This window comes from Methylobacterium sp. Leaf99, from assembly GCF_001422375.1.
Lineage (GTDB): Bacteria > Pseudomonadota > Alphaproteobacteria > Rhizobiales > Beijerinckiaceae > Methylobacterium.
The window spans coordinates 116,359-139,404 of sequence record NZ_LMMU01000010.1 but is presented as its reverse complement, the minus strand read 5'-3'; the positions used below and the strand labels follow the sequence as shown (position 1 = coordinate 139,404).

At 70.7% G+C, this 23,046-nt stretch carries 24 protein-coding genes and 2 pseudogenes; 15 read left to right on the top strand and 11 right to left on the bottom strand.

The window, feature by feature from the left end:
- Nucleotides 1–37: 37 nt before the first annotated feature.
- Both secD and yajC read right to left on the bottom strand, forming a co-directional pair.
- The gene (secD, locus tag ASF28_RS18660; protein ID WP_056096196.1) at nt 38–1,645 is read right to left on the bottom strand and encodes a protein translocase subunit SecD; all 1,608 of its coding nucleotides are present in this window, start codon (nt 1,643–1,645) and stop codon (nt 38–40) included.
- A 61-nt stretch (nt 1,646–1,706) separates the two neighbouring features.
- Nucleotides 1,707–2,042: a preprotein translocase subunit YajC gene (yajC, locus tag ASF28_RS18655; RefSeq protein ID WP_056096195.1), complete on the bottom strand. Its 336-nt coding sequence runs from the start codon at nt 2,040–2,042 to the stop codon at nt 1,707–1,709.
- A 220-nt stretch (nt 2,043–2,262) separates the two neighbouring features.
- Between yajC and ASF28_RS18650 the strand changes: the two genes are divergently transcribed.
- From ASF28_RS18650 to ASF28_RS18640, 3 genes are all read left to right on the top strand, one after another.
- A complete protein-coding gene (locus ASF28_RS18650; protein WP_056096192.1) occupies nt 2,263–3,156 on the top strand; it encodes an ATP-binding protein in 894 nt (297 codons plus the stop codon).
- A 61-nt stretch (nt 3,157–3,217) separates the two neighbouring features.
- On the top strand, nt 3,218–3,475 hold the full coding sequence (locus ASF28_RS18645) for a hypothetical protein (protein WP_056096189.1): 258 nt from the start codon (nt 3,218–3,220) through the stop codon (nt 3,473–3,475).
- A gap of 381 nt (nt 3,476–3,856) precedes the next feature.
- Complete coding sequence (locus tag ASF28_RS18640; protein WP_056096186.1) at nt 3,857–4,054, top strand: hypothetical protein; 198 nt, start codon at nt 3,857–3,859, stop codon at nt 4,052–4,054.
- Between the two features lie 136 nt (nt 4,055–4,190).
- On the opposite strand, the gene ASF28_RS22665 is transcribed toward ASF28_RS18640, so the two are convergent.
- Together ASF28_RS22665 and ASF28_RS18635 are read right to left on the bottom strand one after the other, a co-directional pair.
- On the bottom strand, nt 4,191–4,430 hold the full coding sequence (locus tag ASF28_RS22665; RefSeq protein ID WP_157085647.1) for a hypothetical protein: 240 nt from the start codon (nt 4,428–4,430) through the stop codon (nt 4,191–4,193).
- An 898-nt stretch (nt 4,431–5,328) separates the two neighbouring features.
- Nucleotides 5,329–5,739, bottom strand: coding sequence for a DUF3597 domain-containing protein (locus ASF28_RS18635; protein ID WP_056096183.1), 411 nt, complete (start codon nt 5,737–5,739; stop codon nt 5,329–5,331).
- Between the two features lie 308 nt (nt 5,740–6,047).
- Here ASF28_RS18635 and ASF28_RS18630 point away from each other — a divergent pair, with 308 nt between their 5' ends.
- The 5 genes from ASF28_RS18630 (at nt 6,048) to ASF28_RS18610 (ending at nt 9,474) form a co-directional block, all read left to right on the top strand.
- A complete protein-coding gene (locus ASF28_RS18630; RefSeq protein ID WP_056096182.1) occupies nt 6,048–7,058 on the top strand; it encodes an ABC transporter substrate-binding protein in 1,011 nt (336 codons plus the stop codon).
- Nucleotides 7,059–7,080: 22 nt separating this feature from the next.
- Nucleotides 7,081–7,833: an ABC transporter permease gene (locus ASF28_RS18625; RefSeq protein ID WP_056096180.1), complete on the top strand. Its 753-nt coding sequence runs from the start codon at nt 7,081–7,083 to the stop codon at nt 7,831–7,833.
- Nucleotides 7,830–8,588 (top strand): ABC transporter ATP-binding protein, encoded by a 759-nt coding sequence (locus ASF28_RS18620; RefSeq protein WP_244475082.1) that lies wholly within the window; start codon nt 7,830–7,832, stop codon nt 8,586–8,588. The genes ASF28_RS18625 and ASF28_RS18620 overlap by 4 nt, the downstream gene beginning before the upstream one ends.
- Before the next feature lie 183 nt (nt 8,589–8,771).
- Entirely contained in the window at nt 8,772–8,984 is a 213-nt protein-coding gene (locus ASF28_RS18615; RefSeq protein ID WP_056096178.1) for a DUF2842 domain-containing protein, read from the top strand.
- 118 nt (nt 8,985–9,102) lie between these two features.
- Complete coding sequence (locus ASF28_RS18610) at nt 9,103–9,474, top strand: hypothetical protein (protein ID WP_147708747.1); 372 nt, start codon at nt 9,103–9,105, stop codon at nt 9,472–9,474.
- Nucleotides 9,475–9,508: 34 nt separating this feature from the next.
- Here ASF28_RS18610 and ASF28_RS18605 read toward each other — a convergent pair whose 3' ends face one another.
- Nucleotides 9,509–10,558: a polysaccharide deacetylase family protein gene (locus ASF28_RS18605; protein ID WP_056096175.1), complete on the bottom strand. Its 1,050-nt coding sequence runs from the start codon at nt 10,556–10,558 to the stop codon at nt 9,509–9,511.
- Nucleotides 10,559–10,739: 181 nt separating this feature from the next.
- Between ASF28_RS18605 and ASF28_RS18600 the strand changes: the two genes are divergently transcribed.
- The gene (locus tag ASF28_RS18600; protein WP_056096173.1) at nt 10,740–11,903 is read left to right on the top strand and encodes a GNAT family N-acetyltransferase; all 1,164 of its coding nucleotides are present in this window, start codon (nt 10,740–10,742) and stop codon (nt 11,901–11,903) included.
- A gap of 45 nt (nt 11,904–11,948) precedes the next feature.
- Here ASF28_RS18600 and ASF28_RS18595 read toward each other — a convergent pair whose 3' ends face one another.
- The gene (locus ASF28_RS18595) at nt 11,949–14,246 is read right to left on the bottom strand and encodes a GumC family protein (protein WP_082476658.1); all 2,298 of its coding nucleotides are present in this window, start codon (nt 14,244–14,246) and stop codon (nt 11,949–11,951) included.
- A gap of 267 nt (nt 14,247–14,513) precedes the next feature.
- Here ASF28_RS18595 and ASF28_RS18590 point away from each other — a divergent pair, with 267 nt between their 5' ends.
- The 6 genes and pseudogenes from ASF28_RS18590 (at nt 14,514) to ASF28_RS18565 (ending at nt 19,748) form a co-directional block, all read left to right on the top strand.
- The gene (locus ASF28_RS18590) at nt 14,514–15,101 is read left to right on the top strand and encodes a polysaccharide biosynthesis/export family protein (RefSeq protein ID WP_082476657.1); all 588 of its coding nucleotides are present in this window, start codon (nt 14,514–14,516) and stop codon (nt 15,099–15,101) included.
- A 144-nt stretch (nt 15,102–15,245) separates the two neighbouring features.
- A complete protein-coding gene (locus tag ASF28_RS18585; RefSeq protein ID WP_443189752.1) occupies nt 15,246–16,454 on the top strand; it encodes a glycosyltransferase in 1,209 nt (402 codons plus the stop codon).
- Between the two features lie 125 nt (nt 16,455–16,579).
- Nucleotides 16,580–17,396: pseudogene (locus tag ASF28_RS22005) on the top strand (undecaprenyl-phosphate glucose phosphotransferase); the annotation flags it as partial.
- Between the two features lies 1 nt (nt 17,397).
- Nucleotides 17,398–17,854 (top strand): annotated as a pseudogene (locus ASF28_RS22660) (sugar transferase); the annotation flags it as partial.
- A 1-nt stretch (nt 17,855) separates the two neighbouring features.
- Nucleotides 17,856–18,384, top strand: a 529-nt coding sequence (locus tag ASF28_RS22655; protein ID WP_210166747.1) for a sugar transferase, incomplete at its 5' end; no start/stop codon positions are given.
- Nucleotides 18,385–18,437: 53 nt separating this feature from the next.
- Nucleotides 18,438–19,748 (top strand): leucine-rich repeat-containing protein kinase family protein, encoded by a 1,311-nt coding sequence (locus ASF28_RS18565; RefSeq protein WP_056096166.1) that lies wholly within the window; start codon nt 18,438–18,440, stop codon nt 19,746–19,748.
- A gap of 60 nt (nt 19,749–19,808) precedes the next feature.
- Here ASF28_RS18565 and ASF28_RS18560 read toward each other — a convergent pair whose 3' ends face one another.
- From ASF28_RS18560 to ASF28_RS18540, 5 genes are all read right to left on the bottom strand, one after another.
- Nucleotides 19,809–20,168 (bottom strand): hypothetical protein, encoded by a 360-nt coding sequence (locus ASF28_RS18560; protein WP_056096163.1) that lies wholly within the window; start codon nt 20,166–20,168, stop codon nt 19,809–19,811.
- 41 nt (nt 20,169–20,209) lie between these two features.
- Entirely contained in the window at nt 20,210–20,608 is a 399-nt protein-coding gene (locus ASF28_RS18555; RefSeq protein WP_056096160.1) for a calcium-binding protein, read from the bottom strand.
- 203 nt (nt 20,609–20,811) lie between these two features.
- Nucleotides 20,812–21,432 (bottom strand): hypothetical protein, encoded by a 621-nt coding sequence (locus tag ASF28_RS18550; RefSeq protein WP_056096158.1) that lies wholly within the window; start codon nt 21,430–21,432, stop codon nt 20,812–20,814.
- Complete coding sequence (locus tag ASF28_RS18545) at nt 21,429–22,304, bottom strand: ABC transporter permease (protein ID WP_056096155.1); 876 nt, start codon at nt 22,302–22,304, stop codon at nt 21,429–21,431. Before ASF28_RS18545 ends, ASF28_RS18550 begins: the two co-directional genes overlap by 4 nt.
- Nucleotides 22,301–23,044 (bottom strand): ABC transporter ATP-binding protein, encoded by a 744-nt coding sequence (locus tag ASF28_RS18540; protein ID WP_056096152.1) that lies wholly within the window; start codon nt 23,042–23,044, stop codon nt 22,301–22,303. Before ASF28_RS18540 ends, ASF28_RS18545 begins: the two co-directional genes overlap by 4 nt.
- Between the last annotated feature and the right edge of the window lie 2 nt (nt 23,045–23,046).

The window sequence follows — 23,046 nt, the reverse complement described above, 5'->3', positions numbered from 1 at the left end:
GTCTCGGATTCGTTTCAGGGCCGAACGGGAGTTCTTCTCAGAACGGCAAGGCCTTCGGCCGGGCGATATTGTACCACAGGGCGATCATCATGCGGGTCAGGGTCACGGCGGTGATGACCGTGGTGAGGATGCCGAGGATGAACACGACGGCGAAGCCCTTCACCGGGCCGGAGCCGAGGAAGAACAGGATCAGGGCGGCGATGGCCATGGTCGAGTTCGAATCGATGATGGTGGCGAAGGCCTTGTCGAAGCCCGCCTGCAGGGCCGAGACGATGGAGCGACCGGCCCGCACCTCCTCGCGCACGCGCTCGTAGATCAGCACGTTGGAATCCACCGCCGTGCCGATGGTGAGCACGATGCCGGCGATGCCGGGCAACGTCATGGTGGCCTCCAGCACCGACATCAGGCCGAGGATGAGGCCCACATGCACGATGAGGGCGATGTTGGCGAAGAAGCCGAACACGCCGTAGGTGGCGAACATGAACACGATGACCAGCGCCCCGGCGACGAGGGTCGCGAGCTTGCCGGCCTGGATCGAGTCGCGGCCGAGGCCGGGGCCGACGACGCGGCGCTCGACCACGGTGAACTTCGCCGGCAGGGCGCCGGCGCGGAGCAGCACCGAGAGGTCGTTGGCCTGGGCCACGGTGAAGTTGCCGGTGATCTGGCCCGAGCCGCCGGTAATAGGCGTGTTGATGCGGGGCGCCGACACCACCTCGTTGTCGAGCACGATGGCCATGCGGCGGCCGACATTCTCGGCCGTGGCCTGGCCGAAGCGCTGGGCGCCCTTCAGGTTGAACTTGAAGCTGACCATCGGCTCCTGGGTCTGATGGTCGAAGGCCGGCTGGGCGTCGGTCAGGTCGCCGCCATCGGCCATGACCCGGCGCTCGACGGGGACCTTGGCGCCCTTCTCGTCCTTGGACGGCAGCATGTCGACGTCGCCGCCGGCCGAGTCGGACAGCATGCGGAATTCGAGCTTGGCGGTGCTGCCCAGGAGCTTCTCGAGGCGCTCGGGGTTCTGCTCGCCCGGCACCTGGATCAGGATGCGGTCGGCGCCCTGCTGCTGGATCGACGGCTCGGTGGTGCCCGTGGAATCGAGGCGGCGGCGGATGACCTCGATGCCCTGGCTCACGGCGCGGCGGGTGCGCTCGGTGATGCCCGCATCGGTCAGCACGAGGCGGACGGCGCCGTCGGGCTGCTCGGTGATGTCGAGGGTGCGGCCGGCGCCCTGGCCGACGAGGGGGTTGGCGATGGGCTGGGCGAGCTCGCGCAGCTTCGGCAGCACCTTGGCCCGCGCCGCCGCGTCGGGGATGCGGATCTGGACGCCGCGCTGCAGCAGCTGGATGCCGCCCTCGGCCCGGGCCGATTCCGTCTGGAGGATGCGGCGGACGTCGTCGCGGAGCGCCTTCGCCTGCGAGGCGACGAGCTCGTTCTGGTCGACTTCGAGGAGGAGCTGCGAGCCGCCCTGCAGATCGAGGCCGAGCACGATGGCGCGGGTCGGCACGATCCAGCTCGGGAACCAGCCCGGCAGCCCCGCCATGAAGCCCTTGCGCTGATCGGCCGAGAAGAAGCTCGGCACGGCGAGGCTCAGGCCGAGGAGGATGACGGCCAGCGTCGTGACGATCTTGGTTCGCGAAAAGCGCAGCATCCGCCGGTCCTGTGTCTCGATGGCGGGGCCGGCACGGGACGCCGGCCCCTCGGGCGTGGTCCTAGGCGGCCTTGACCGGGGCGCCCTTGACCCGGACCTCCGCGATCATGGTGCGGACGACCTTGACGCGGACGTTGGGCGCGATCTCGACCTCGATCTCCGAGGCGTCGTCGGCGACCTTGGTGACGCGGCCGACGATGCCGCCGGTGGTGACGACGGTGTCGTCGCGGCGCACATTCTTGACCATGCTCTGATGCTCCTTCACGCGGCGCTGCTGCGGGCGGAGGATCAGGAAGTACATGATGACGAAGATGAGGACGAACGGCACCACCTGCAAGGCGATGTCCGCTCCGCCAGCGGCCGCGGCGGCCCCTTGCGCGAAGGCGGGGGTGATCAAGCGCGTGACTCCTCAAGGAAACGGCCCCGATCCCCTCGGGCGAGGGGGCGTGCGGGCCTGTCGAAAAAGCGCGCGGACTATAGCCACGGCCTAAGTGAAAGCAACGGCGTGGGCCTGGGGCGAAACGGTCCGGGGCGCAAGCCCCCTGCCCCGGGGACCCTGATTTTTCGGCGGATTTGCCCTAAACCGGCCCCCGCGCCCGCCCGAAGGACCTTTCGCGATGACCTCTGCCACCGACCCGGCCCCGCACGAACCCCTTCACCCCGATCTGCTGCCCGTGCTGGAGCGCATCGCCGCCGCCCTGGAGCGGGCCGCGCCCCCGGCCCGGCCGGCGGTGGACGTCACGGCGGCCGACGCCTTCCTGTGGGGGCCCGAGCGCCGGCTGATCCCGGTGCCCCGCGTCAACCGCGTCGCCATCGGCCTGCTCACGGGCATCGACCGGGCCCGCGACACCCTGTCCGAGAACACCCGGCGCTTCGCCGCCGGCCTGCCGGCCAACAACGCCCTGCTGTGGGGCGCCCGCGGCATGGGCAAGTCGTCCCTGGTCAAGGCCGTGCACGCCGAGATCAACGCGGAGCGCGGCGACGCCCTTCCCCTGAAACTCGTGGAGATCCACCGCGAGGACATCGAGGCCCTGCCCGACCTCATGGCGACCCTGCGGGGCGATGGGCACCGCTGGATCGTGTTCTGCGACGACCTGTCGTTCGACGGCGACGACACCTCGTACAAGTCCCTCAAGACGGCGCTGGACGGCGGCATCGAGGGCCGGCCCGACAACGTGCTGTTCTACGCCACCTCCAACCGCCGGCACCTGCTCGCCCGCGACATGGTCGAGAACGAGCGCTCCACGGCCATCAACCCCGGCGAGGCCGTGGAGGAGAAGGTGTCCCTGTCCGACCGCTTCGGCCTGTGGCTCGGCTTCCACAAGTGCAGCCAGGACGAGTACCTCGCCATGGTCCGCGCCTACGTCGCCCGCCACAGCCTGACCGCCGACCCCGACACCGTCCGGGCCGAGGCCCTGGAATGGGCCACCACCCGCGGCTCGCGCTCGGGCCGCACGGCGTTCCAGTACATCCAGGACCTGGCGGGGCGGCTGGGGCAGCGGCTGGCGTGAGCCGGCGCCCCTATCGGTCCCCCCGTATCGGACCGTCACACGGATGTGCGATACCGTGCGGATGAAACCCGTCCGCCTCTGCGTCCACGCCATCGATGCCGCCTCGGCGATCACCGATTCCGCGATGATCGCGACGGTGGATGCCGCCCTCGACGTGCTCGAGGTGTCCTGCTCCACGCCGACGGAGCGGATCCTGGCCCTGGAGCGGGTCCACGGGACGTTCGCACGGCGGCGCCAGAGCCAGGCCACGGCGCCGTTCGGCCGCTTCATCGCCCACCACCTCGACCTGCGCCAGAACCGCCTCCTGACCCGGTCCTGATCGGTCGCGCGGCGCCCCGGACGGCGGAGGGGCGGCGCGCCCGCGAACGCCGAACGGGCCCTTCGCCCCCCGCCATCATCGATCGGCGGCCCGGCCGTCCGCGCGGGGTCACCCGTGACCGGTTCGGACAGCTTACGGGGCGAACAGGCCGGCGCCGCCGCAACTTTCGCCGCGATGGATGGCGTGCCGCCGGAGCACCACAAGAACTTCATCGACCTTCAGGATGAAAATCTTCAAGTTGTGCACAATCGAACTTCTCGAATTCGCACAAACCCATCAATTGATGGAATATTGTCTTAAAAACGATCAGTACTCCGCGATGATTCATTGCAACTTAAAGTGATTTCGGCATGTTAGGTCTTCAATAGAAGGCTGAAAAACATGGATGACGGCAAGAAATTCGATACCATGGTCGATGCCTGTCTCAGGGCGAATGCCGCCGTCGTCGAGACCGGCACGCCGGCCATGATCGCCATGACGCGCGCCCTCCTGTGGCAACTCGGACAGGAAGCCGCCCAACGGGACGCGCGCGCCGAAGACGCGGCGCGCCACGCCCCGAGAATCGCGTGTGCGAAGTGAGGTCGCGGGATCGGCGAGGCCGGAGGGGGCTTGGCGTGCCTCACGAAACGCCCGAGCCCCGCGGGTTCGCGCCCGTGGACGCCACGGCGCAGCGGGCGTTTGGGACGGACCCCGATGCGGCGCTTGACGCGTGTCCCTAGGCCGCTTTCGAAGGCGGAATCTGTGCCGCGATCGTCCGCGCATACGTCAGGACTTTTGCACGGTCCTGAATATTACCGATGGACAGCCACAGCTTCAGCAGTTCCGAGGTCTGATCCAACTCATTCAACGATTCCTCAAGAAAAATTTCCGTCGAGCAGCCGAGTTCCGCCGCAATACGACCGATTATCTCCCGACATCTTTTATTCTCGTTGTTCGTCTCCGCAATGTGCTTCATCTGCCGAAACCAGGTTTATCGCTGAAAATCTCAGAACAATTCGGTCGCCACTTTCGGCTTACGCCCAATATTTATAATACGGAATGCGTCATAAGAAAAGGAATGAAAGTGGCAAGACCAAGTCGAGGACGATGAATCTTGTACGCTATCGTACATCGGACGGGACCGTTCCGCTGAAATTCGCACGCTCCCGCTGCGGACCAGGGCGATTGCAGATGGGTTTTCTCGACGCTCGAACAGACCCAAGAGGCTTCGAACACCCGCGACGGGCCCCTCTCCTGTTTGGGAGAGGGTTGGGGTGAGGGTCGTGGACTCTCCGAAAAAGTCCCACACCTCACCCTGTCCCTCTCCTTCCGGGCAGGGCGATCGCAGATGCGTTTTCTCGGCGCTCGATCAGAGAAGCACGGCGCTTCGAACGGTCGCGACGGGCTCCCTCTCCTGGAAGGAGAGGGTTGGGGTGAGGTGTGGGACCTTTTCGGAGAGTTCGCACACCTCACCCTGTCCCTCTCCTTTCAGGAGAGGGGACCCGCGCTAACCGCCCGATGGGTGAATGCGGTAGCCCGGAAGGAGACGGGGCCGGTCATGGTTCATCTGCGATCGCGCTGCCTTTCAGGAGAGGAAGTCTGGCGCGGTCATGCGAAGCCCTACGCCCCCTCGTCCGCGCACCGGGAAAACTCCAGATGCCATCGCCCTGCCCGCGGACGATGGGCAGCGGCCTCGTGTGCCGGATCGTGCCGATGGGGTTCGCGATCCTGCTCCGCCCCGCATCCGGGGCTCGGGATCGCGTTCGAGGTCGAGCGGCCGTCCGATCCTCCGAAAGCAAAAGGCCCGGCCGCCACAGGGGCGACCGGGCCTTAACGGTTCGGGCGCGACGACGCCGCGGACCCGGTCGAAAAAATCAATCCTTCAGGTCGGCCGGGACCTTGCCGCCGTTCTCTTCGAGCTTCTTGATCACCTGCTTGTGCAGCCAGACGTTCATGGAGGCGGAATCCTCCTTGTCGCCGGTGTAGTGGAGCTCGTCGGCGAGCTGCTTGCGGGCGGTGAGGCTCGAGTCGAGGTCGAGGAGCTTCATCAGGTCGACGATGGAGGTGCGCCAGTTGAGGCTCTGGCCGTTCTTGGCGGCCATGCCGTTCAGCACCTCCTCGACGTCGACGGAGCCGGCCGCGACGGACCCGCCCGTGGCCGTGCCGGTCGAGGCGGGGGCATCGGAGCTGCCGGTGGAGGCCGGGGCGTCGGCGGGCTTGGCCTGGGCGTCGCCGCCTCCGAAGGGGTGGAGGATCTTGCTGACGATGCTGCCGAGGAGGCTCATGGTACGGTATCCCGATTCTGGTGCCGCCGCCGGCCCGGTGGCCGCGGCGGGGGGATAACGGGGGCCGACCGCTCGCGTTCCCGTGACCGGCGCCCGGGACCGCGTGGTCCGCGGCAGAACCGCCCCCTCCCCGCCCCCGCCGCCGGAGAGGGATCTTCCCAATCGCGCGGCGGTGCCGGGCAGGAGCGAGCAAATTCTTGCGTGCCCCGGCGCCCCGTGCCAAGGCCCGGACGATCCCGCGCGGGCGCCTCCTGGGCACCCCGCGCCGTCGGCCACCCTTCTCGACGCCTTTTGACCGGACCTGACCGATGCGCCTGCTGCCCGCTTTCGCCCTGCTGCTGTCCCTGACGGGCGTCGCCTCGGCCCAGAGCCCCGCCCCCGTGCCCGTGCGCATCGGCGTGATCCCGGTCGTGGGCGCCGCCCCGATCTTCGTCGCCAACGGCGAGGGCTGGCTCAAGGAGGCGGGCCTCACCCCCAGCTTCACCACCTTCGAATCCGGCCCCAACATGATCCAGGCCCTGGCATCCGGCACCATCGACGTCTACGTCGCCGGCGTCGCCCCCCTGGCGGTGGCCCGCTCCAAGGGCATCGACGTCCGGGTGGTGGCCGCCACCGCCATCGAGGAGATGGTGTTCGTGGCCGGCCCCAAGCTCGCCCCCTACTTCGCCGGCGGCGCCAGCCAGGCCGAGGCCTTCGCCCGGTTCAAGGCCAAGGAGGGCCGCGCGGCGCGCCTCGCCACCCAGCCGGCGGGTTCGGTGCCCAACACCACCCTGCAGCACTGGCTGTGGCAGGTCGCCAAGGCCGACAAGGCCAACGCCGAGGTCGTCGCCATGGGCATCGACGCGACCCAGCAGGCGGTGCTGGCCGGGGCCGTCGACGGCGCCTCCATCCGCGAGCCGGCCCTCACCATCGTCCAGCAGCGCAACCCGGCGATCACCCTCATCGCCACCGGGGGCGAGATGTTCCCGAACCAGCCCGGCACCGTGGTCGGCGTGTTCGGCGCCTTCGCCGACAAGAACCCGGCCGCCGTCGAGGGCCTGGTCAGGGCCGTGGTGAAGGCGACGGACCTGCTGAAGTCCGATCCGGCCCGGGCGGCGAAGCCCGTCGAGGCGGCTTTGGGCAAGGGCATCACCGATCTCGCCACCATCCAGAAGGCCATCACCTCGCCGGCGGCGAAGTTCACCGCCGATCCCCGCGCCATCGTCGAGGCCACCAAGGCCATGCAGGCCTATCAGGTCTCCATCGGCACGCTGGAGAAGGACGTGCCCCTCGACGGCCTGTTCGATCCGCGCCCCTACGAGAAGGCGACGGCGCGCTGACCCGCGCCCCCGCCTGACCCGCATGCCCGCGTTCCGCGCCACGGCGCTCTCCGCCCTCGGCCTCGCCGCCTTCCTGGTGTTCTGGGAGGCGATGCCGCGCCTCGGCCTCATCAACCCGGCCTTCCTGCCGCCGCCGAGCACGATTCCCGCCGCCTTCCTGAAGGAGATCGCGCTCGGGGTCTGGGGCGAGGCGGTGTGGTCGAGCCTGAGTCACTACGTCGTCGGCCTCGCCGTGGGCGCCGGGGCCGGCATCGGGCTGGGCCTCCTCAGCGGCATGTTCTCGGGGTTCGAGGCCGTCACCGCCTGGATCGTGCGCCTGCTGCGGCCGATCCCCGGCCTCGCCTGGGTGCCGTTCGCCATCATCTGGTTCGGGGTCCAGCCCTCGGCCGCGGTATTCATCATCGCCATCGGCGTGTTCTGGATCGTGTTCTTTGCGACGCAAGGCGCCGTGCGCGGGGTCGACCGCGACCTCGTCGAGGTGGCCCAGGCCTTCGGCTTCCGCTCGCCGTGGGCGCGGCTGACCAAGATCCTGCTGCCCGCCGCCACCCCGGGCATCCTCGTGGGCCTGCGCACCGCCCTGGGCCAGGCCTGGATGGCCGTGGTCGCCGCCGAGATTTTTGGCGTGCCGGGCGTCGGCGCGCGGATGATGCAGGCCTCCAGCCTCCTCTCCACCGACATCGTGGTCGTCTACATGCTCACCATGGCCGGCCTCTACGGCCTGTTCGACACCGGCTTCGTCGCCCTCCAGGGCCGGCTCCTGCGGTGGCGCGCGTGAGCATGCCCATCATCGCCATCCACGGTCTGAGCCTCGCCTACGAGCGGGAGGGGGTGCGCAACACCATCCTGGCCGACCTCGACCTCACCATCGCGCGGGGCGAGTTCCTGGTCATCGTCGGCGAATCCGGGGTCGGCAAGTCGACGGTGCTGCGGGTGCTCATCGGGCTCGCCAAGCCCAGCGCCGGCACCGTGCGCGTCGAGCCCCGCCCCGGCTGCCGCACGCCCATGGCCCTGGTGTTCCAGGACGCCCGCCTGTTGCCGTGGCGCCGGGTCGTCGCCAACGTGGCCTTCGGCCTCGAGGGCAGCGGCCTGTCCAAGGCCCAGCGCCTTGCCAAGGCGGCCGAGATGCTGGCCCTCGTCGGCCTCGCAGACCTCGGCCAGCGCTGGCCGCACCAGCTCTCCGGCGGCCAGCGCCAGCGCGTCGCCATCGCCCGGGCGCTGGCCGTCGACCCCGACGTGCTGCTCATGGACGAACCGTTCTCGGCCCTCGACAGCTTCACCCGCGAAGGCCTCCAGGACGAGCTCCAGCGCATCCAGGCCGCCACGGGCAAGACCATCCTGTTCGTCACCCACGACATCGACGAGGCCGTCACCCTCGCCGACCGGGTCGTGGTCCTGGCCGGCGCCCCCGGCCGGGTCGCCGCGGAGGTGACCGTCACGGTGCCCCGGCCCCGCCGCCGCCGCGACGGGGCCCTGCTGGAGGCGGCGCGCCAGCTCCGGGCCGAATTGTCGGGCCGCTCCGCCGAACTGTGACGGCGCGCCCGGCCGAACCGCGACGGCGCCCCCGACCGAACTGTGACGGCGCCTCCGGCGCATGGGGGGGCGTGCGCCGTTCCGTTCCGGCGACGGACCGGCGCATTGCGCCGCGCGCGCGCCGGGCTTACCCCCGGCTCCGGGCCGCCGATTTTCCTGCAAGACCGCCCGAGGAGAAGGCCGATGCGCCGCCGCACCCGCTCCCTGATCGGCACCATCACGATGCTGGCCTTCGTCATCGTCTACGCGCCGCTGGCCATGGCGCTCGCCGACAGCCGCATCTCGCAGACCCCCGCTCCGGTGCAGGCGGTGCTCTACGCCATTCTCGGCATCGCCTGGATCGTCCCCCTGATGCCCCTCATCCGCTGGATGCAGCGGCCCGATCCCGAGACCTGAGCCTCGGACACGGCCGATGCGGCCCCGAAACCCGGCGCGTCGGGATTTCGCCGCACTCCGGGGGCACAGACGGTCCCGCTCCCCGAACCGCCCGTGCCGAAGGTCGATCCCCCGCACCATGCTCATTCGTCCGGCCGTCGTCCTCCTGACCCTCCTCGCCCCGACCCTCGCCCTGGCCCAGGGCGCCCCGCGCTCGGTGGGCGAGTGCGAGCGCCTGAAGAACGATCTCGCCTACAACCAGTGCCTGGCGATGTTCGGCCCGGCCGCCAAGAACGTCGCCGGGGGCTTCGCCGAGGGCGCCGCGTCCGCCTCGGCCTCCGTGGCGACGGCGCTCGCCGCCATCCCGCCCGGCATCGCCGCCGCCCTGCCGGCCCTGGCGGAGACCGGCCGGCGCGGACGGCGCGGGCGCTACACCCGCCACGGCCGCCAGAGCGCCAGCTTCGACACCGGCGGCGGGTCGCGCTCCTATCGCCGCCACCGCCGGCGCTGACCGCGCATCCCCCTGATCCGAAACGAAGATCCGCTCAGCCGACGTTGAGCCGCCGCCCCCGGTTCCAGGCGAGGAACGGCACCCCGGAGAGCAGGGCCGCGAGGGCGGCCGGGCTCTGGTGGCAGCCGTTCACCGACACCCGCGGCAGGGCGTGGAGGTGGTCGGCATGGCCCGCGAACAGGTGGCCCGGGCGCGTCGTCACCGCCGTGGCGAAGCCGAGGTCCCGCGCCAGGGCGAATTCCCGGGGGCCGGCGGAGGTCGGGTCGCCCACGGGATAGGACAGGTGCCGCACGGGGCGGCCGAGTTCGCGCATGAGGCGGTCGCGGCCCGCCTCCACCTCCCGGCGCAGGGTCGCGGCGTCGTGCTTGGCGAGCATCGGGTGGCTCACCGTATGGGCGCCGAAGGTGACCATCGGGTCGCGGGCCAAATTCCTCAGGTCGTCCCAGGTCAGGCAGAGCTCCGCCGCCAGATCGCCCGGCCGCAGGCCCGCCCGCCCGCAGAGATCGGCGATGGCCGCGAGGAGCGCCGCCTCCGGCCCGGCCCGCAGGTGGCGGTAGACGGCCTCGAACGCGTGCGACTTCTCGGCGTCGCTGCCCGCCGGCAGGTCGATGGCCGTTCCGGGCAGGCGCACCCGCCCGAGGCGGCCGATGGCCCGCTCCAGTTCGAGCCACCACAGGCGCCCGCGCCCCCCGGCGAAGTCGCTCGTCACGAACAGGGTCCAGGGCACGCCGTGGCGCCGCAGGATCGGGGCAGCGTGCTCGACATTGTCGCGGTAGCCGTCGTCGAAGGTGAGGACGGCGAACGGCGCGCCCGCCGTCCCGGCGAGCCGGTCCGGCACCGCGTCGAGGCCGATCACCGCGAACCCGCGCCGCCTGAGGGTGGTGAGGACGTGATCGAGGAAGGCCGGCGTGATGGCGAGCAGCCGGTTCGGGGCGTAGGCGCCCGGCGCCTCGGGGCGGACGTGATGGAAGGTGAGGATCACGCCCCGGCCCCGCGCCAGGGGCGCGAGCCAGCGGTCGGCGCCCGTGGCCGCGATGGTCCGGAACCCGGCCTCGAACAGGCGGTGGCGGCGGGCTGTGGACATCGGACCTCCGGGCGTGCGCCGGCGATCCTGCCCCGCGGATCGGCAAGGTTTCGTTACCCACGCCGACAGGACGGCGCGGGCGCTTCACCCGGCGTTTAAGGGACGGGGCGCCCAGTGGCCCGTCGGATGGGCGGGAGCGACGGCGGTGACGGGTGGCGTACACGATCTGAGCGGAGTGGGGATGGTCCGGGACACGGCACGCGGCAGCCTGACGACGGAGGTCTTTTCCGACCTGGCGAGCGTCGAGGCCCTGTGGCGTGGCCTCGAGGCCGATCCGGCCGTCCTCGCCACCCCCTATCAGCGCTTCGACTGGGTCTCCGCCTACGCCCGCGCCGAACCCGGCACCGACGTGCGGGTCCTCGTGGTGCGCGACGCCTCCGGGCGCCCCCAGGTGCTGATCCCCTGCCACGTGACGCGCGAGCACGGCCTGCGCGTCGCCCGCGTCGTCGGGGCCAAGCACGCCAACTATCACATGCCGGTGTTCGCCTCGCGCGCGGCGGCGTCCCTGCAGCCGGCGGATCTGGCCGAGCAGCTGCGCGCGGCGGCCCGGGGCGCCGGCATCGACGCCTATGCGTTCTCGCACCAGCCCCGGTTCTGGGACGGCGCGGCCAATCCCCTGTGCTTCCGATCCGAGCCCTCGCCCAGCGACGCCTACGGCCTCCTGCTGGGGCCCGATGCCGAATCGACGGTCAGGCGGGTGTTCAGCGGGGATGCCCGCAAGAAGCTGCGGTCCAAGGAGAAGAAGCTCGTCGAGACCTTCGGCCCGGTGGCCTACCGGGTGGCCCGGACGGACGCGGAGGTCACGGCCTACCTCGATGCGTTCTACGCCCAGAAGGCGTCGCGCTTTGCCGCCATGGGCATCCCCAACCCCTATGCCGATGCGGCCGTGCGCGCGTTCATCGCCGCGGGCGCGGGCCGGGACGCGCGCTCCGACGCGCCGGCCATCGAAGTCGCGGCCCTGGTGGCCACGGAGAGCGGGCGGGTCTTCGCGGTCTTCGCCGGCGCCGTCGACGCGGCCCGCTACAGCGGCATGATGACGTCGTTCGACCAGGACCCTTCGGTGGGCCGGTCGAGCCCCGGCGACCTCCTGCTCCAGTCCCTCGTCCGGGACCAGGCGGAGCGCGGACGGCGCGCCCTCGACCTCGGCGTCGGCGAGGCGCGCTACAAGACCAACACCTGCGACGAGACCATCGAGCTCGGCGAGGTCACGATCCCGGTGACCCTACGGGGCCGGATCTTCGCCCTCAAGGCCGTGGGCACCGCCCGACTCAAGCGCCGGATCAAGCGCGACCCCCGCCTGTCGGCCCTCGTCACCCGCCTGCGCCGCTGGCGCGCGGCGCCGTAGGCCCCCGAGGGGGACACGCCGCGCGGCCTCGCCGAGGCAGCCGTCTCAGGCGGCGGAACGGCGCAGTTCGAGGTCGGAGCCGAAATCCCGGGCGGCCATGTCGGCGACGGCCCGGTCCCGGGCGACGAGGACCCGACCGGCCCCGGACGCTTCCGCCAGGGCGTAGAGATCGACGAGTTCGGGATCGTCCGCATCCCGGTTCGAGGCGATCACCACCGTATCCATGGCGCCGCCCACCGCCGACAGGAGCGCCCGGGCGGCCTCGCCATCCGCCTCGCGCAGGCGGCACAGGACCCAATCGTAGGCCTGGGCCAGGGCGTCGAGGGTGATCTCGAGGGCTTCGGGTTCCTCGCTCAGGACGTCGATGTCGAGGAAGCCGCGCGGAACCATGTCCAGGCGCGAGCCCGGGACGCGCTGGATCACGTCGAGGAAGGGCGCCTCGCCGGCGACGAGGTCCGTCAGGCCGACATCCTCGGCTCCGCAGGGGGGCCCGTTCAGATCGAGGATGACGGTGCGGGCGCCCGGGGCCAGGAGGTCCGCGAGCGCGCCCGACAGGGTGCCGGAGAGACCGTCGTCGCCCGCCTGATCCCCGGTCTCCGCCAGCAGGATCCGCCGTCCGATTCCGGCGCGCGCATCCTCGCCGAGACGGGACACGAGGCCGTCGAGGGCGAACCGGCCGGGGGCCGGGGCGCCGGGGCGGACGGATGGTCGGCCCGGGGAGACCGGAGCGGGGGCTGCGGCGACCAGGGGTTCGAAGGGGGTCGCGACCGCGACGCCGGAGCGGGACAGGCCCGGCGAGGCCTCCGGGAAGGCGAAGCGTCCGGGTGCGGACGGCTGGGCCGCCTCGGCCCCGGCACCGGGTTCCTCGTCCTCGCCCCGGCGGCGGCCGTTGTCGGGATCGACGAGGAGGTGGCGTGCGATGACGCCGCCCATGGAGAACAGCAGGGCCATCACCACCACCAGGATGATGATCGGCGCCTTCTTGGGGAAGGACGGGACATCCGGCACCACGGCGCGCGAGACGATGCGGGCATCGGCCGGCGTCGCACTCTCGGCATCGCGGGCCGAGGCCTCGCGGTAGCGGGACAGGTAGGATTCGAGCTGCTCGCGCTGGGCCTTGGCCTCGCGCTCGAGGGCCCTGAGCTGGACCTCGCTCGAATTGCCCTTCGAGACGACGTCGCGCTGGGAATCGACCGCCGCGCCCAGGCTCTCGACGCGGGCCTCCGCGATCCGGGCATCGTTCTCCAGGGTGCGCACGATGCGCTCGGCGGTGGCCTTGATCTGGGAATCGAGGTCGGAGATCTGCGCCGTGAGTTCCTTGATGCGGGGATGGGCCGGCAGGAGCGTGCGGGATTCCAGGGCGAGCTGGCCGCGCAGGGTGATGCGCTGCTCCACCGTGCGGCGGATGATCTCGTTGTTGGCCACGTCCGGAATCTCGAAGGCGCGGCCGTCCTTGATCATCTCCTTGATCAGCTTGGCCCGGCCGGCGAGGTCCGCCTTGACGGTGCGGGCCTGCGAGAGCTGCGTCGAGAGTTCGCCGAGCTGCTGGGCGCTCAGGGGCTGGCTGGCCGTGCCGCCGCCGATGAGGCCGTGGCGGGCGCGATACGCCTCCACCTTCGCCTCGGCCTCGGCCAGGCGGGTGCGCAGGGCCTCGATGTTGCCCCCGAGCCAGGTCGAGGCGTAGCGGGCGGTGTCGGTCTTGGCCGCTTCCAGGGAGGCGATGTAGAGTTCGGCGATGGTGTTGGCCGCCTGCGCGGCCAGTGCCGGGTCCTTCGCCCGGAACTCCACCGTGAGGATGCGCGACTTGCCCGCCGGGTAGACGAGGAGCCGGTCGAAATAGGCTTCGAGCACCCGGTCCTCCGGCGCCCGCTCCAGGGGGTTCTTGGCGACGCCGATCATCATGAGAAGGCGCTGCACCGGACCGATGCCGGCGACATCGGGGTCGAACTCGGCATTGCCCACGAGCTTGAGTCGGCGGATCGCCTCGCGGGCGAGATCGCGGGACATCACGACCTGGACCTGGCTCGCCACGGCCTGCTCGTCGATGGGGACCGCCTGCTCCCCCCGCTCCTGACTCGAGCGGGTGAAGGCGGCCTCGCGGCTTTCGAGGAGGATCTTCGCCTCACCCGTGTAGCGCGGCGGCACCACCTGCACGAAGGCGACGGCACTCAGGCCGGCCACCACCGTCGGAACGGCGATCCAGCGCCAGGACCGGCGCAGGAGGCGGGCGAGCTGGCTGAGCCCGAGCCCATCCGCGGCCCCAGATGATGGAAACGGGCCGGACGATGCAAGCGGGTTGGACGATGGGGACGGACCGGGGCGGATCAGCGGGGAACGCGGCATGGTTCGGATCTCTACCCTCGGGCGAGGCGTCGGCCGTGGGAGGCCGTCATCATGCCATTCAAGTCCGTTAAGGTTGATTACAGGTTAAGACAGGGCGCGATCGCCCGAACGCGAAACGCCCCTGGCCCGGACGCATTTCAAGTCCGGCTTCGGCAAACGATCGGAGCGTCCGACTTCGACACCGGCCGCCCGGGGGCCGGATCAACATTCATTAACCATATGGCCCTAGGAGTCGGGACAAGAACTTGCGGTCCAGAACTCTCGGTCATGGCGGCATTGGTGATGAACCGGCGCACACTTCTTCTCGCTCTGTCATCCAGCCTTGCGCTGGGCGGCTGCCTGCGGCCCGACTTCAGGACCGACCAGCTCGATGCCACCGCAACGGGTTCCATCGGTGCGCGCTACACCCTGTCGGCGGGCGACCGATTGCGGGTCATCGTCTTCGGGCAGGACAACCTCTCCAACATCTACGCCGTCGACGGGGACGGCAGCATCGCGATGCCCCTCATCGGCCTCGTCAAGGTCGGCGGCCAGTCCACCGCACAGGCGGCGCGCACCGTGGAGGCCAAGCTCGCCTCGGGTTTCGTGCGCGAGCCCCACGTCACCGTGGAGGTCGATGCCTACCGACCGTTCTACATCCTCGGCGAAGTCACGACGTCGGGCCAGTACCCCTACGTCAACGGCATGGCCGTCGAGACGGCGGTCGCCATCGCGGCGGGATTCGGCCCACGGGCGGCGCGCGACTACGCGGTCCTGACGCGCGAAGGCAAGGGTGGCCTCGTCTCCGGCATCGTGCCGATGACCTATCCGGTCCGGCCCGGCGACACCATCGTGATCAAGGAGCGCTTCTTCTAGCGCCGCGTCCCGTTAGGCATCGCCTAACCCAATTCCGAGATGCGTCGGGCGAAGGCCGGGGCCTTAACGCTCCACCCACCGTGCCGGGACAGGATCACGGGCAGCCGGGCGTCGCCGCTGGCGCCCGTCCCTGGAGACCCCGCCGTGAGCGCGTCCGCAACCCTCTCGATCGCCTCCCGCCCCGAGACCGCCACCGGCGGTGCCTGCCCCGCCCCGCACCGCATCCTCCACGTCTTCCGGGCACCCGTCGGTGGCCTTTTCCGCCACGTCGTCGATCTCGCGCGGCTCCAGGCGGCCGCCGGGCACGAGGTCGGAATCGTCTGCGACGCGCGCACCGGCGGCGAACGGGCGGCTCAGGCGCTCGCGGAGCTCGCGCCCAGCCTGTCCCTCGGGGTCGTGCGCGTCCCGATGCAGCGCAACCCGCACCCTTCGGATCTCGCGGCCCTGCGGACGCTCGCCGAGCGGGCGCGTGACACGGGCGCCACGGTGCTGCACGGCCATGGGGCCAAGGGCGGCGTCTACGCCCGAACGGCGCGGGTGACCGGAGCCGCCCCCATCCGCGCCTACACCCCCCATGGCGGCAGCTACAACTACAAGCCCGGCACCCTCCGGCACCGGTTCTACATGGGCGTCGAGCGGCTCCTGGCCCTGCGCACGGACGTCTTCCTGTTCGAGAGCGAGTATGTCGCCGGGCGTCACCGCGCCCATGCGGGGCGGCCCCGCCTCGCCCGCATCGTCCACAACGGCATCTGCGAGGCCGAATTCCTGCCCGTGCCGCCGACGGCCGACGCCTACGATCTGCTCTACATCGGCGAACTGCGCGACGCCAAGGGCGTGCCTTTCCTCCTCGAAGCCCTGGCGAACCTGCGCCGGAAGGGTCGGAGCCTGCGCCTGCTGATGGTGGGGTCCGGTCCCGATGCCGACCTCCTGGCCGCCCGTGTCCGGGCCATGGGACTCGGACACGCCGTGGCGTTCGAGCCGCCCCAGCCCATCCGTGCGGTGCTCGCCCGCGGCCGGATCATGGTGGTGCCGTCCCTGGCCGAATCCCTGCCCTACGTGGTCCTCGAAGCGGCCGCCGCCCAGCATCCCCTGGTGGCGACGAATGTCGGCGGGATCCCCGAGATCTTCGGGACGGCGGCGGCCCGCCTCGTCCCGCCCCGGGATGCGGGCGCCCTCGAGGACGCCATCGCCCGGGTGATCGACGAAGCTCCGGATGTGCGCGCGGCATGGTTCGCCGACCTCGGCGCGTCGGTGCAGGCGCGCTTCTCCATGAAGCGCATGGGCGCCGACGTGCTGTCGGGCTACGCCGCGGCGTTCCGGGCCCGCGCGGACGCGCGTTCCGTCGCCGGGTGAACAGAACGGGCGCCGTGATCGGAGCGGGAGCGGTCGCCCGTTAAGCGTTCCGTGAGGCCTCCGCGACAGAGTACGGGCGTTGTCGCCGCCGCAGCGACGCTGATTGAAGTCCGAAAGCCTTGACGATGAGCGCCTTCGACGTCCGTGACCTCCTGGAAGCCGCCGCACGACCGCTCCCGGCCACCGGTCAGGAATCGACCGAACGCGACGCCATGACGGCCATCCCCCCGGCCGAGGCCACGGCCCGACCGGCACCGGCTTCGGTCTTCTCGCCCGTGGTCCTGGCGGGCTGCGTGCGAGTGGCCGACTTCGCCGTCATCGGCGTCACGGGGCTCGCCACGCACTGGCTGCAGTTGTCCGGTCTCGTGCTCCTCGGTCCGCGCTACGTCACGGCGATCCTCGGCATCGCCGCCCTCGCCGTGATCCTGTTCCAGGTCGCCGGACTCTACCGCATCGGCGCCCTGCGCGGCTTCGTCAAACCGGCCCTGCGCCTCCTGGCGGCCTGGACCCTCGTCTTCCTCGTCGTGGCGACCGTGATGGTCTTCGCCAAGGTCGCCGACCATTACTCGCGGGTCTGGCTCGGAACCGTGTTCGTCGCGGGCCTCGGCCTCCTCGTGGCCGGGCGCTTCACCCTGTCCCGGATCATCGGCGCCCAGATGCGGGCGGGCCGCTTCGACCGGCGCACGGCCATCGTCGGCGGCGGGCCCGTGGCCGAAGACCTCATCCGCGCCCTCGACGGCCAGGCCGAGTCCGGCATCCGCATCGTCGGCGTGTTCGACGACCGCGGCGACCGSCGCTCCGACACCGTGGTGGCGGGCTACCCCAAGCTCGGCACCGTCGACGACCTCGTCGCCTATGCCCGCACCACCCGCCTCGACCTCATCATCTTCACCAAGAGCTTCGACCTCAACAGCAGCCCGTGGCGGCCCCTCGATTGGGAGGNCGCTCCGACACCGTGGTGGCGGGCTACCCCAAGCTCGGCACCGTCGACGACCTCGTCGCCTATGCCCGCACCACCCGCCTCGACCTCATCATCTTCACCATCCCCATCGCCGCCGAGGACCGCATCCTCCAGATGCTCGCCAAGCTCTGGGTCCTGCCCATCGACATCCGCCTCTCGGCCCAGGCCTCSAAGCTGCGCCTGCGCCCGCGYGCCTATTCCTACCTCGGCACGGTGCCGGTSCTCGACGTGTTCGACAAGCCGATGGCCGACTGGGACATCATCGCGAAAAGCGTGTTCGAYCGCCTCGTCGGCCTCGCCATGCTGGTGGCRCTCAGCCCCGTGATGCTCGCCGTGGCGGCGGCCGTCGCCCTGACCTCGCCCGGGCCGGTCCTGTTCCGGCAGAAGCGCTACGGCTTCAACAACGAGCTCATCGAGGTCTACAAGTTCCGCTCGATGTNGCTCGCCGTGGCGGCGGCCGTCGCCCTGACCTCGCCCGGGCCGGTCCTGTTCCGGCAGAAGCGCTACGGCTTCAACAACGAGCTCATCGAGGTCTACAAGTTCCGCTCGATGTTCGTGGACCAGGGCGACGCCACCGCCGCCAAGCTCGTCACCCGGGGCGATCCGCGGGTGACCCCGGTGGGCCGCTTCATCCGTCGGACGTCCCTGGACGAGCTGCCTCAGCTGTTCAACGTCATCAAGGGCGAACTGTCCCTCGTCGGACCCCGCCCCCACGCCCTCCAGGCCAAGGCCGCCAACACCCTCTACGACCAGGTGGTGGACGGCTACTTCGCCCGCCACAAGGTCAAGCCGGGCATCACCGGCTGGGCCCAGGTCAACGGCTGGCGCGGCGAGACCGACACCAGCGACAAGATCCAGCGCCGGGTCGAGCACGACCTGCACTACATCGAGAACTGGTCCGTGCTGTTCGACATCCGCATCATGCTCGCCACGCCCCTGTCGCTGTTCCGGACCCAGAACGCGTATTGATCCCGCCGCCCGGATCGGCGACCCCCTCCCCGGGGCCGACGGAAGGGCAGGGCATGGCGACGAAGGCGGGCACGGCCCGACAGCTGGAGGCCCTGGCGCGCGGAGACCTCCTGGGCACGCGCGAACTGCGTCTCGCGGGCGGCCTCACGGAATTTCCGCGCGACCTGTTCGGTCTCGCCGACAGCCTGGAGGTCCTCGACCTCGGCGCCGGTGGCCTCACCCGATTGCCGGACGATCTCGGGCGGTTCACGAAGCTCCGGGTGCTGTTCTGCTCCGGCAACCCGTTCGACCGCCTGCCGCCATCGTTGGGCGATTGCCCGGCCCTCGCCCAGATCGGCTTTCGCGGCTGCGGCCTCGGCGAGGTTCCCGAAGAGGCCCTGCCGCCCGCCCTGCGCTGGCTCACCCTGACGGACAACCGGATCGTCGTGCTGCCCGACGCCCTCGGACGGCGCCCCCTCCTGCAGAAGCTGATGCTGTCGGGCAACCGGCTGACCGCCCTCCCCGAAAGCCTCGCCGACGCCCGGAACCTCGAATTGATTCGGCTCTCCGCCAACGGCTTCGACGCCCTGCCGGGCTGGCTCGCGACCCTGCCGGCCCTGGCCTGGCCGACCTGGGCCGGCAATCCGCTGGAGGGCACACCCGCACCAGCCGCCGGCAGAACTATCCCCTGGGCCGACCTCGTGACCGGTGACCGGCTCGGAGAGGGCGCCTCGGGAGAGGTGTTCGCCGCCCTGTGGCGCCGGGACGGTACCGGGCCCGGAGCGGCCGTCGCCGTCAAACTGTTCAAGGGCGCCATGACCAGCGACGGCCTGCCCGAGCGCGAGATGGAGGCCTGCCTCGCGGCCGGGACGCACCCGAACCTCACGGGCGGACTCGGCCGCCTCGTCGGCCATCCGACGGGCGCCCAGGGATTGGTGATGCCGCGCCTGGCGGAGGACTGGCGGGGTCTCGCCGGTCCCCCGAGCCTCGCGAGCTGCAGCCGCGACATCTACCGAGCCGACCTGTGCTTCGAGGCCGACACGGTCCGGCGCATCGCCCGAAGCGTCGCGGCGGCGACCGTCCATCTCCACGCCCGCGGCCTTCTCCACGGCGACCTCTACGGCCACAACGTCCTGTGGGACGGGACGGCGGGCGAAGCGGTCCTGAGCGATTTCGGCGCCGCGTGCCGCCTGCCCGGGGGGGCCGGGGGCGAAGCCCTCCAGCGCATCGAGGTGCGGGCCTGGGGAATCCTGCTCGGCGAAGTGCTGGCCCGCTGCCCCACTCCCCTGCCCGACCTGACGGCCCTGGCGGAGTCCTGCGTCCAGGCGGAGGTGGCGCGCCGGCCCCTCATGGCCGAAATCGCCGCCGCCCTGGGCGCGCCCTGACCACAAAAAAGGGCCGCCCCCGGCTGGGGACGGCCCTTCCTGAAGGCGAGGCACGAGCGGCTACGGCAGGGCGCCGGCCTTTTCCTTGACCTGGGTCATGGTGTCCTCGCAGGCCTTGGTGTCGCCGGCCTTGTCCTGGGCGCGCGCCTTCTTGATGAGGTCGCGCGCCTCGGACACGCCTCCGGCACTCGCCGTCGTCGACGGGTCCGTGGGCTTGCCCGCCGGGGGCTGGTCGAGGGCCTTGGCCGAGTGCGACGACGTCGGGCCACCCGCCGGCTCCTTGCCGGTGACTTTCTCCGCACCGACGCTATCGAGTCGCCGTTCGATGGTGGCGATCTGATCGGTGCAGGAGGATGCGAGGACGGGTCCGGCGGACCCGAGCAGCGCGAGGGCGGCCGGCAGAATGTAACGAACCTGCATCAACGGTTTCCTTGAGGGACGGCCGCCCCTTCCGGAACGGCTTACTGCAACAGCGTCGCGAGAGAAGCGCCGGCGGGCGAAGCAAGTTCCTTGGCGTCGATGGTGCCCTCGGCATCCGGGTCTGCGGCTTTAAAGCGCGCGGCCACCACGGCGAGGTATTCCTTCTTGTCGAGGGTGCCGTCGCTGTCCGGATCGGCGGCCTTGAGCTCGGCGGCGGTGAGGCGGCCGTTCAGCTCCTTGGCATCGAGGGTGCCGTCCTTGTCCGGGTCCAGCATGTCGAACTGCTTCGCCGCGGCGGCCTGGGCCTCCTTGAGGTCGATGGTGCCGTCCTTGTCGGGATCGAACGCCGCGACGGTGGCGGGTGCGGCGAAGGCGGGCGCAGCCACGCCGAGGCCGAGGGTGGCGGCGAGCAGGACGGCAGCGGACAAACGGAAAGCCATGGTCGAATCTCCTAGGTCGAGGCGGAGAACGGAACCGTTCTCCGAGGCAAGGGCGAGCCGCGTCTCGGGGTGTCAAACCGCCCCGCGTCACGCCGTCTCGCCGCATTGCCTAATTCACCCGGGAGAATCCGGCAAGAGTCGGTTCGGATTTTTCCCGGACTTCGGAAAGACGGTGTCCGGCCGGGCCGGGCTGGTCCGATGGCTCAGAGACGCGTCTGGATCCGGCGTGCGATCTCGCCCAGGCGTTGCTCCAGAAGCGTCGGAACCTCGCAGACATAGGTCAGGGACTGGCTGCGCTCCTGGAAGATGCGCCGGTCCCAGGCGAACTTGGTCTCCAGTTCCGAGGCCTCCTTCGGCATGTCGCGGGCATCCTGCGCGCTCGGCCCGTCCTTGGTGGCGCTGATCTTGTCGGCTTCGTCGCGGATGCGTTCGGCCATGCGGCGCTGCCCCTGGGCATAGCGGCCGATGCCGGAGATGACCTTGTTGCGCTCGCCGTTGAGGATTTCGAACACACCGGCGAACACCCGGGTGAGGCGCTTGCCCTTCTCGGCCCCGGCGGTCTCGGCGAAGGCATCGAGGAGAGGATCGACCTCGCCGAGCGGCGTCCGGCGCGATGCGATCTTCTGGGCGAGCGACGCCGCCTCGAAATCGTCTCCCCAGGCGCCGGCCTCGGCGAGGTCCGGCCCGGTCCAGACCGTGCCGGGGCTGAGGGTGGAGACCTTGCGCTGGACGCAGGGCCAGTCGGGGTCGCCCTTGGGCTGGGCGAGGGCGGGACCGGCCAGCAGGCCGAGGGCGAGGACCGGGAGGGTAAAGGAGCGGATCATGCGGGGTCTCCGGCCGGGCCACCGCGCCGGGCCATGATGCCACGGCCGGGATCGTAAGCGACGACGGCGAGGGTGAAGAAGGCGAGCGTTGTCCCCAGCACCACGGCGCAGGCCAGGGGCGCGAACTGCCCGTAGAGGGCGAAGCGCACGAGTTGCACCGCATGGGTGAAGGGGTTGGCCATGCAGATGAGGTAGAGCGTCTCGGAGGATTCGCGGATGCGCCAGAGCGGGTAGAGGGCCGAGGACGCGAAGAACATCGGGAAGATCACGAAGTTCATCACGCTGGCGAAGTTCTCGAGCTGCTTGACCATGGACGACAGCAGCAGGCCGATGGAACCGAGCATGAGCCCCGCCGCGATGAAGGCGGGCAGGGCCGCGACGTAGCCGATCGCCGGGATGTCGAGCTCCCAGAACCAGGCGATGGCGAGGAACGCATAGGCCTGCACCACCGAGACGGTGACGCCGGCGATGAGCTTGGCGAGGAGGAGCAGCCAGCGCGGATAGGGGCTGGTGAGCAGCACCTTCATCGATCCGACCTCGCGGTCGTAGACCATCGACAGGGACGATTGCATGCCGTTGAAGAGCTGGATCATCACGGCGAGCCCCGGCACCACGTAGACCTCGTAGAGCACGTAGGTCTGGTAGGGCGGCTCGATGGAGACGCCGAGCGTGTTGCGGAACCCCGCCGCGAAGATGAACAGCCACACCAGCGGCCGCACCAGGGCGGAGAAGAAGCGCTCCTTCTGGTTGAAGAACCGCAGCAATTCGCGGCGGACGATGCCGCCGAGGCAGATCAGGTAGCCGACGGCGTCGAGGCGTCCGAGATGCGTCACGGGTCCGTCGGCGGTGGCCGGTGTGAGGGTGTCGCTCATGCGGCCTGCCTGGCGGGTTCGGCGACGAGGCGGCGGAAGGCGGCCTCCAGGGATTCGGTTCCTTGCGCGATGGAACCGGCGGTGCCGCGCGCGACGATGCGGCCCTTGTGCAGGACGATGGCCGCGTCGCCCGCCTCGATCTCCTCGAAGATGTGGGTGGCCCACAGGACCGACAGCCCCTCTTCCCGCACCAATGCCCGCACGATGGCAACGATGTCGGCACGGGATTCGAGATCGAGGCCGACGGTGGGCTCGTCCAGCAGCAGCAGGCGCGGTCCGTGGATGAGGGAGCGGGCGATCTCGATGCGCCGGGACTGGCCGCCCGAGAGGGTACGGACCTTGTCGTCGCGCCGGTCCACGAGGCCGACGCGGGTGAGCAGCGTCTGGATTCGTTCCTTGGCCACCCTGCGGGTCATGCCGTGCAGGCTGGCGTGGTACAGGAGGTTCTGCGCCACCGTGAGGTCGGTATCCAGGGTACGGGCCTGGAACACCACGCCGAGGCGGGCGAGGGCCCGGCTCGGCTCGCGGTCGAGGGCATGGCCGAGGATCGACACCCGGCCGTCCTGGCTGGCGTAGAGGCGGGTGACCACCGAGAACAGCGTGGTCTTGCCCGCCCCGTTGGGGCCGAGCAGGGCGGTGAACTGGCCGCGCACCACGGTGAGGGACACGTCCGACAGGGCCACGCGGGTGCCGAAGCGATGGCTCACGTTCGCGACCTCGAGGGCGGCGGTCTCGGCCATGC

Bases quoted from the DNA above. Each gene is read 5' to 3' on its own strand.
- secD (WP_056096196.1), bottom strand. From the start codon at position 1,645: ATGCTGCGCTTTTCGCGAACCAAGATCGTCACGACGCTGGCCGTCATC.
- ASF28_RS18650 (WP_056096192.1), top strand. From the start codon at position 2,263: ATGACCTCTGCCACCGACCCGGCCCCGCACGAACCCCTTCACCCCGAT.
- ASF28_RS18645 (WP_056096189.1), top strand. From the start codon at position 3,218: ATGAAACCCGTCCGCCTCTGCGTCCACGCCATCGATGCCGCCTCGGCG.
- ASF28_RS18640 (WP_056096186.1), top strand. From the start codon at position 3,857: ATGGATGACGGCAAGAAATTCGATACCATGGTCGATGCCTGTCTCAGG.
- ASF28_RS22665 (WP_157085647.1), bottom strand. From the start codon at position 4,430: ATGAAGCACATTGCGGAGACGAACAACGAGAATAAAAGATGTCGGGAG.
- ASF28_RS18635 (WP_056096183.1), bottom strand. From the start codon at position 5,739: ATGAGCCTCCTCGGCAGCATCGTCAGCAAGATCCTCCACCCCTTCGGA.
- ASF28_RS18630 (WP_056096182.1), top strand. From the start codon at position 6,048: ATGCGCCTGCTGCCCGCTTTCGCCCTGCTGCTGTCCCTGACGGGCGTC.
- ASF28_RS18625 (WP_056096180.1), top strand. From the start codon at position 7,081: ATGCCCGCGTTCCGCGCCACGGCGCTCTCCGCCCTCGGCCTCGCCGCC.
- ASF28_RS18615 (WP_056096178.1), top strand. From the start codon at position 8,772: ATGCGCCGCCGCACCCGCTCCCTGATCGGCACCATCACGATGCTGGCC.
- ASF28_RS18610 (WP_147708747.1), top strand. From the start codon at position 9,103: ATGCTCATTCGTCCGGCCGTCGTCCTCCTGACCCTCCTCGCCCCGACC.
- ASF28_RS18605 (WP_056096175.1), bottom strand. From the start codon at position 10,558: ATGTCCACAGCCCGCCGCCACCGCCTGTTCGAGGCCGGGTTCCGGACC.
- ASF28_RS18600 (WP_056096173.1), top strand. From the start codon at position 10,740: ATGGTCCGGGACACGGCACGCGGCAGCCTGACGACGGAGGTCTTTTCC.
- ASF28_RS18595 (WP_082476658.1), bottom strand. From the start codon at position 14,246: ATGCCGCGTTCCCCGCTGATCCGCCCCGGTCCGTCCCCATCGTCCAAC.
- ASF28_RS18590 (WP_082476657.1), top strand. From the start codon at position 14,514: ATGGCGGCATTGGTGATGAACCGGCGCACACTTCTTCTCGCTCTGTCA.
- ASF28_RS18565 (WP_056096166.1), top strand. From the start codon at position 18,438: ATGGCGACGAAGGCGGGCACGGCCCGACAGCTGGAGGCCCTGGCGCGC.
- ASF28_RS18560 (WP_056096163.1), bottom strand. From the start codon at position 20,168: ATGCAGGTTCGTTACATTCTGCCGGCCGCCCTCGCGCTGCTCGGGTCC.
- ASF28_RS18555 (WP_056096160.1), bottom strand. From the start codon at position 20,608: ATGGCTTTCCGTTTGTCCGCTGCCGTCCTGCTCGCCGCCACCCTCGGC.
- ASF28_RS18550 (WP_056096158.1), bottom strand. From the start codon at position 21,432: ATGATCCGCTCCTTTACCCTCCCGGTCCTCGCCCTCGGCCTGCTGGCC.
- ASF28_RS18545 (WP_056096155.1), bottom strand. From the start codon at position 22,304: ATGAGCGACACCCTCACACCGGCCACCGCCGACGGACCCGTGACGCAT.
- ASF28_RS18540 (WP_056096152.1), bottom strand. From the start codon at position 23,044: ATGGCCGAGACCGCCGCCCTCGAGGTCGCGAACGTGAGCCATCGCTTC.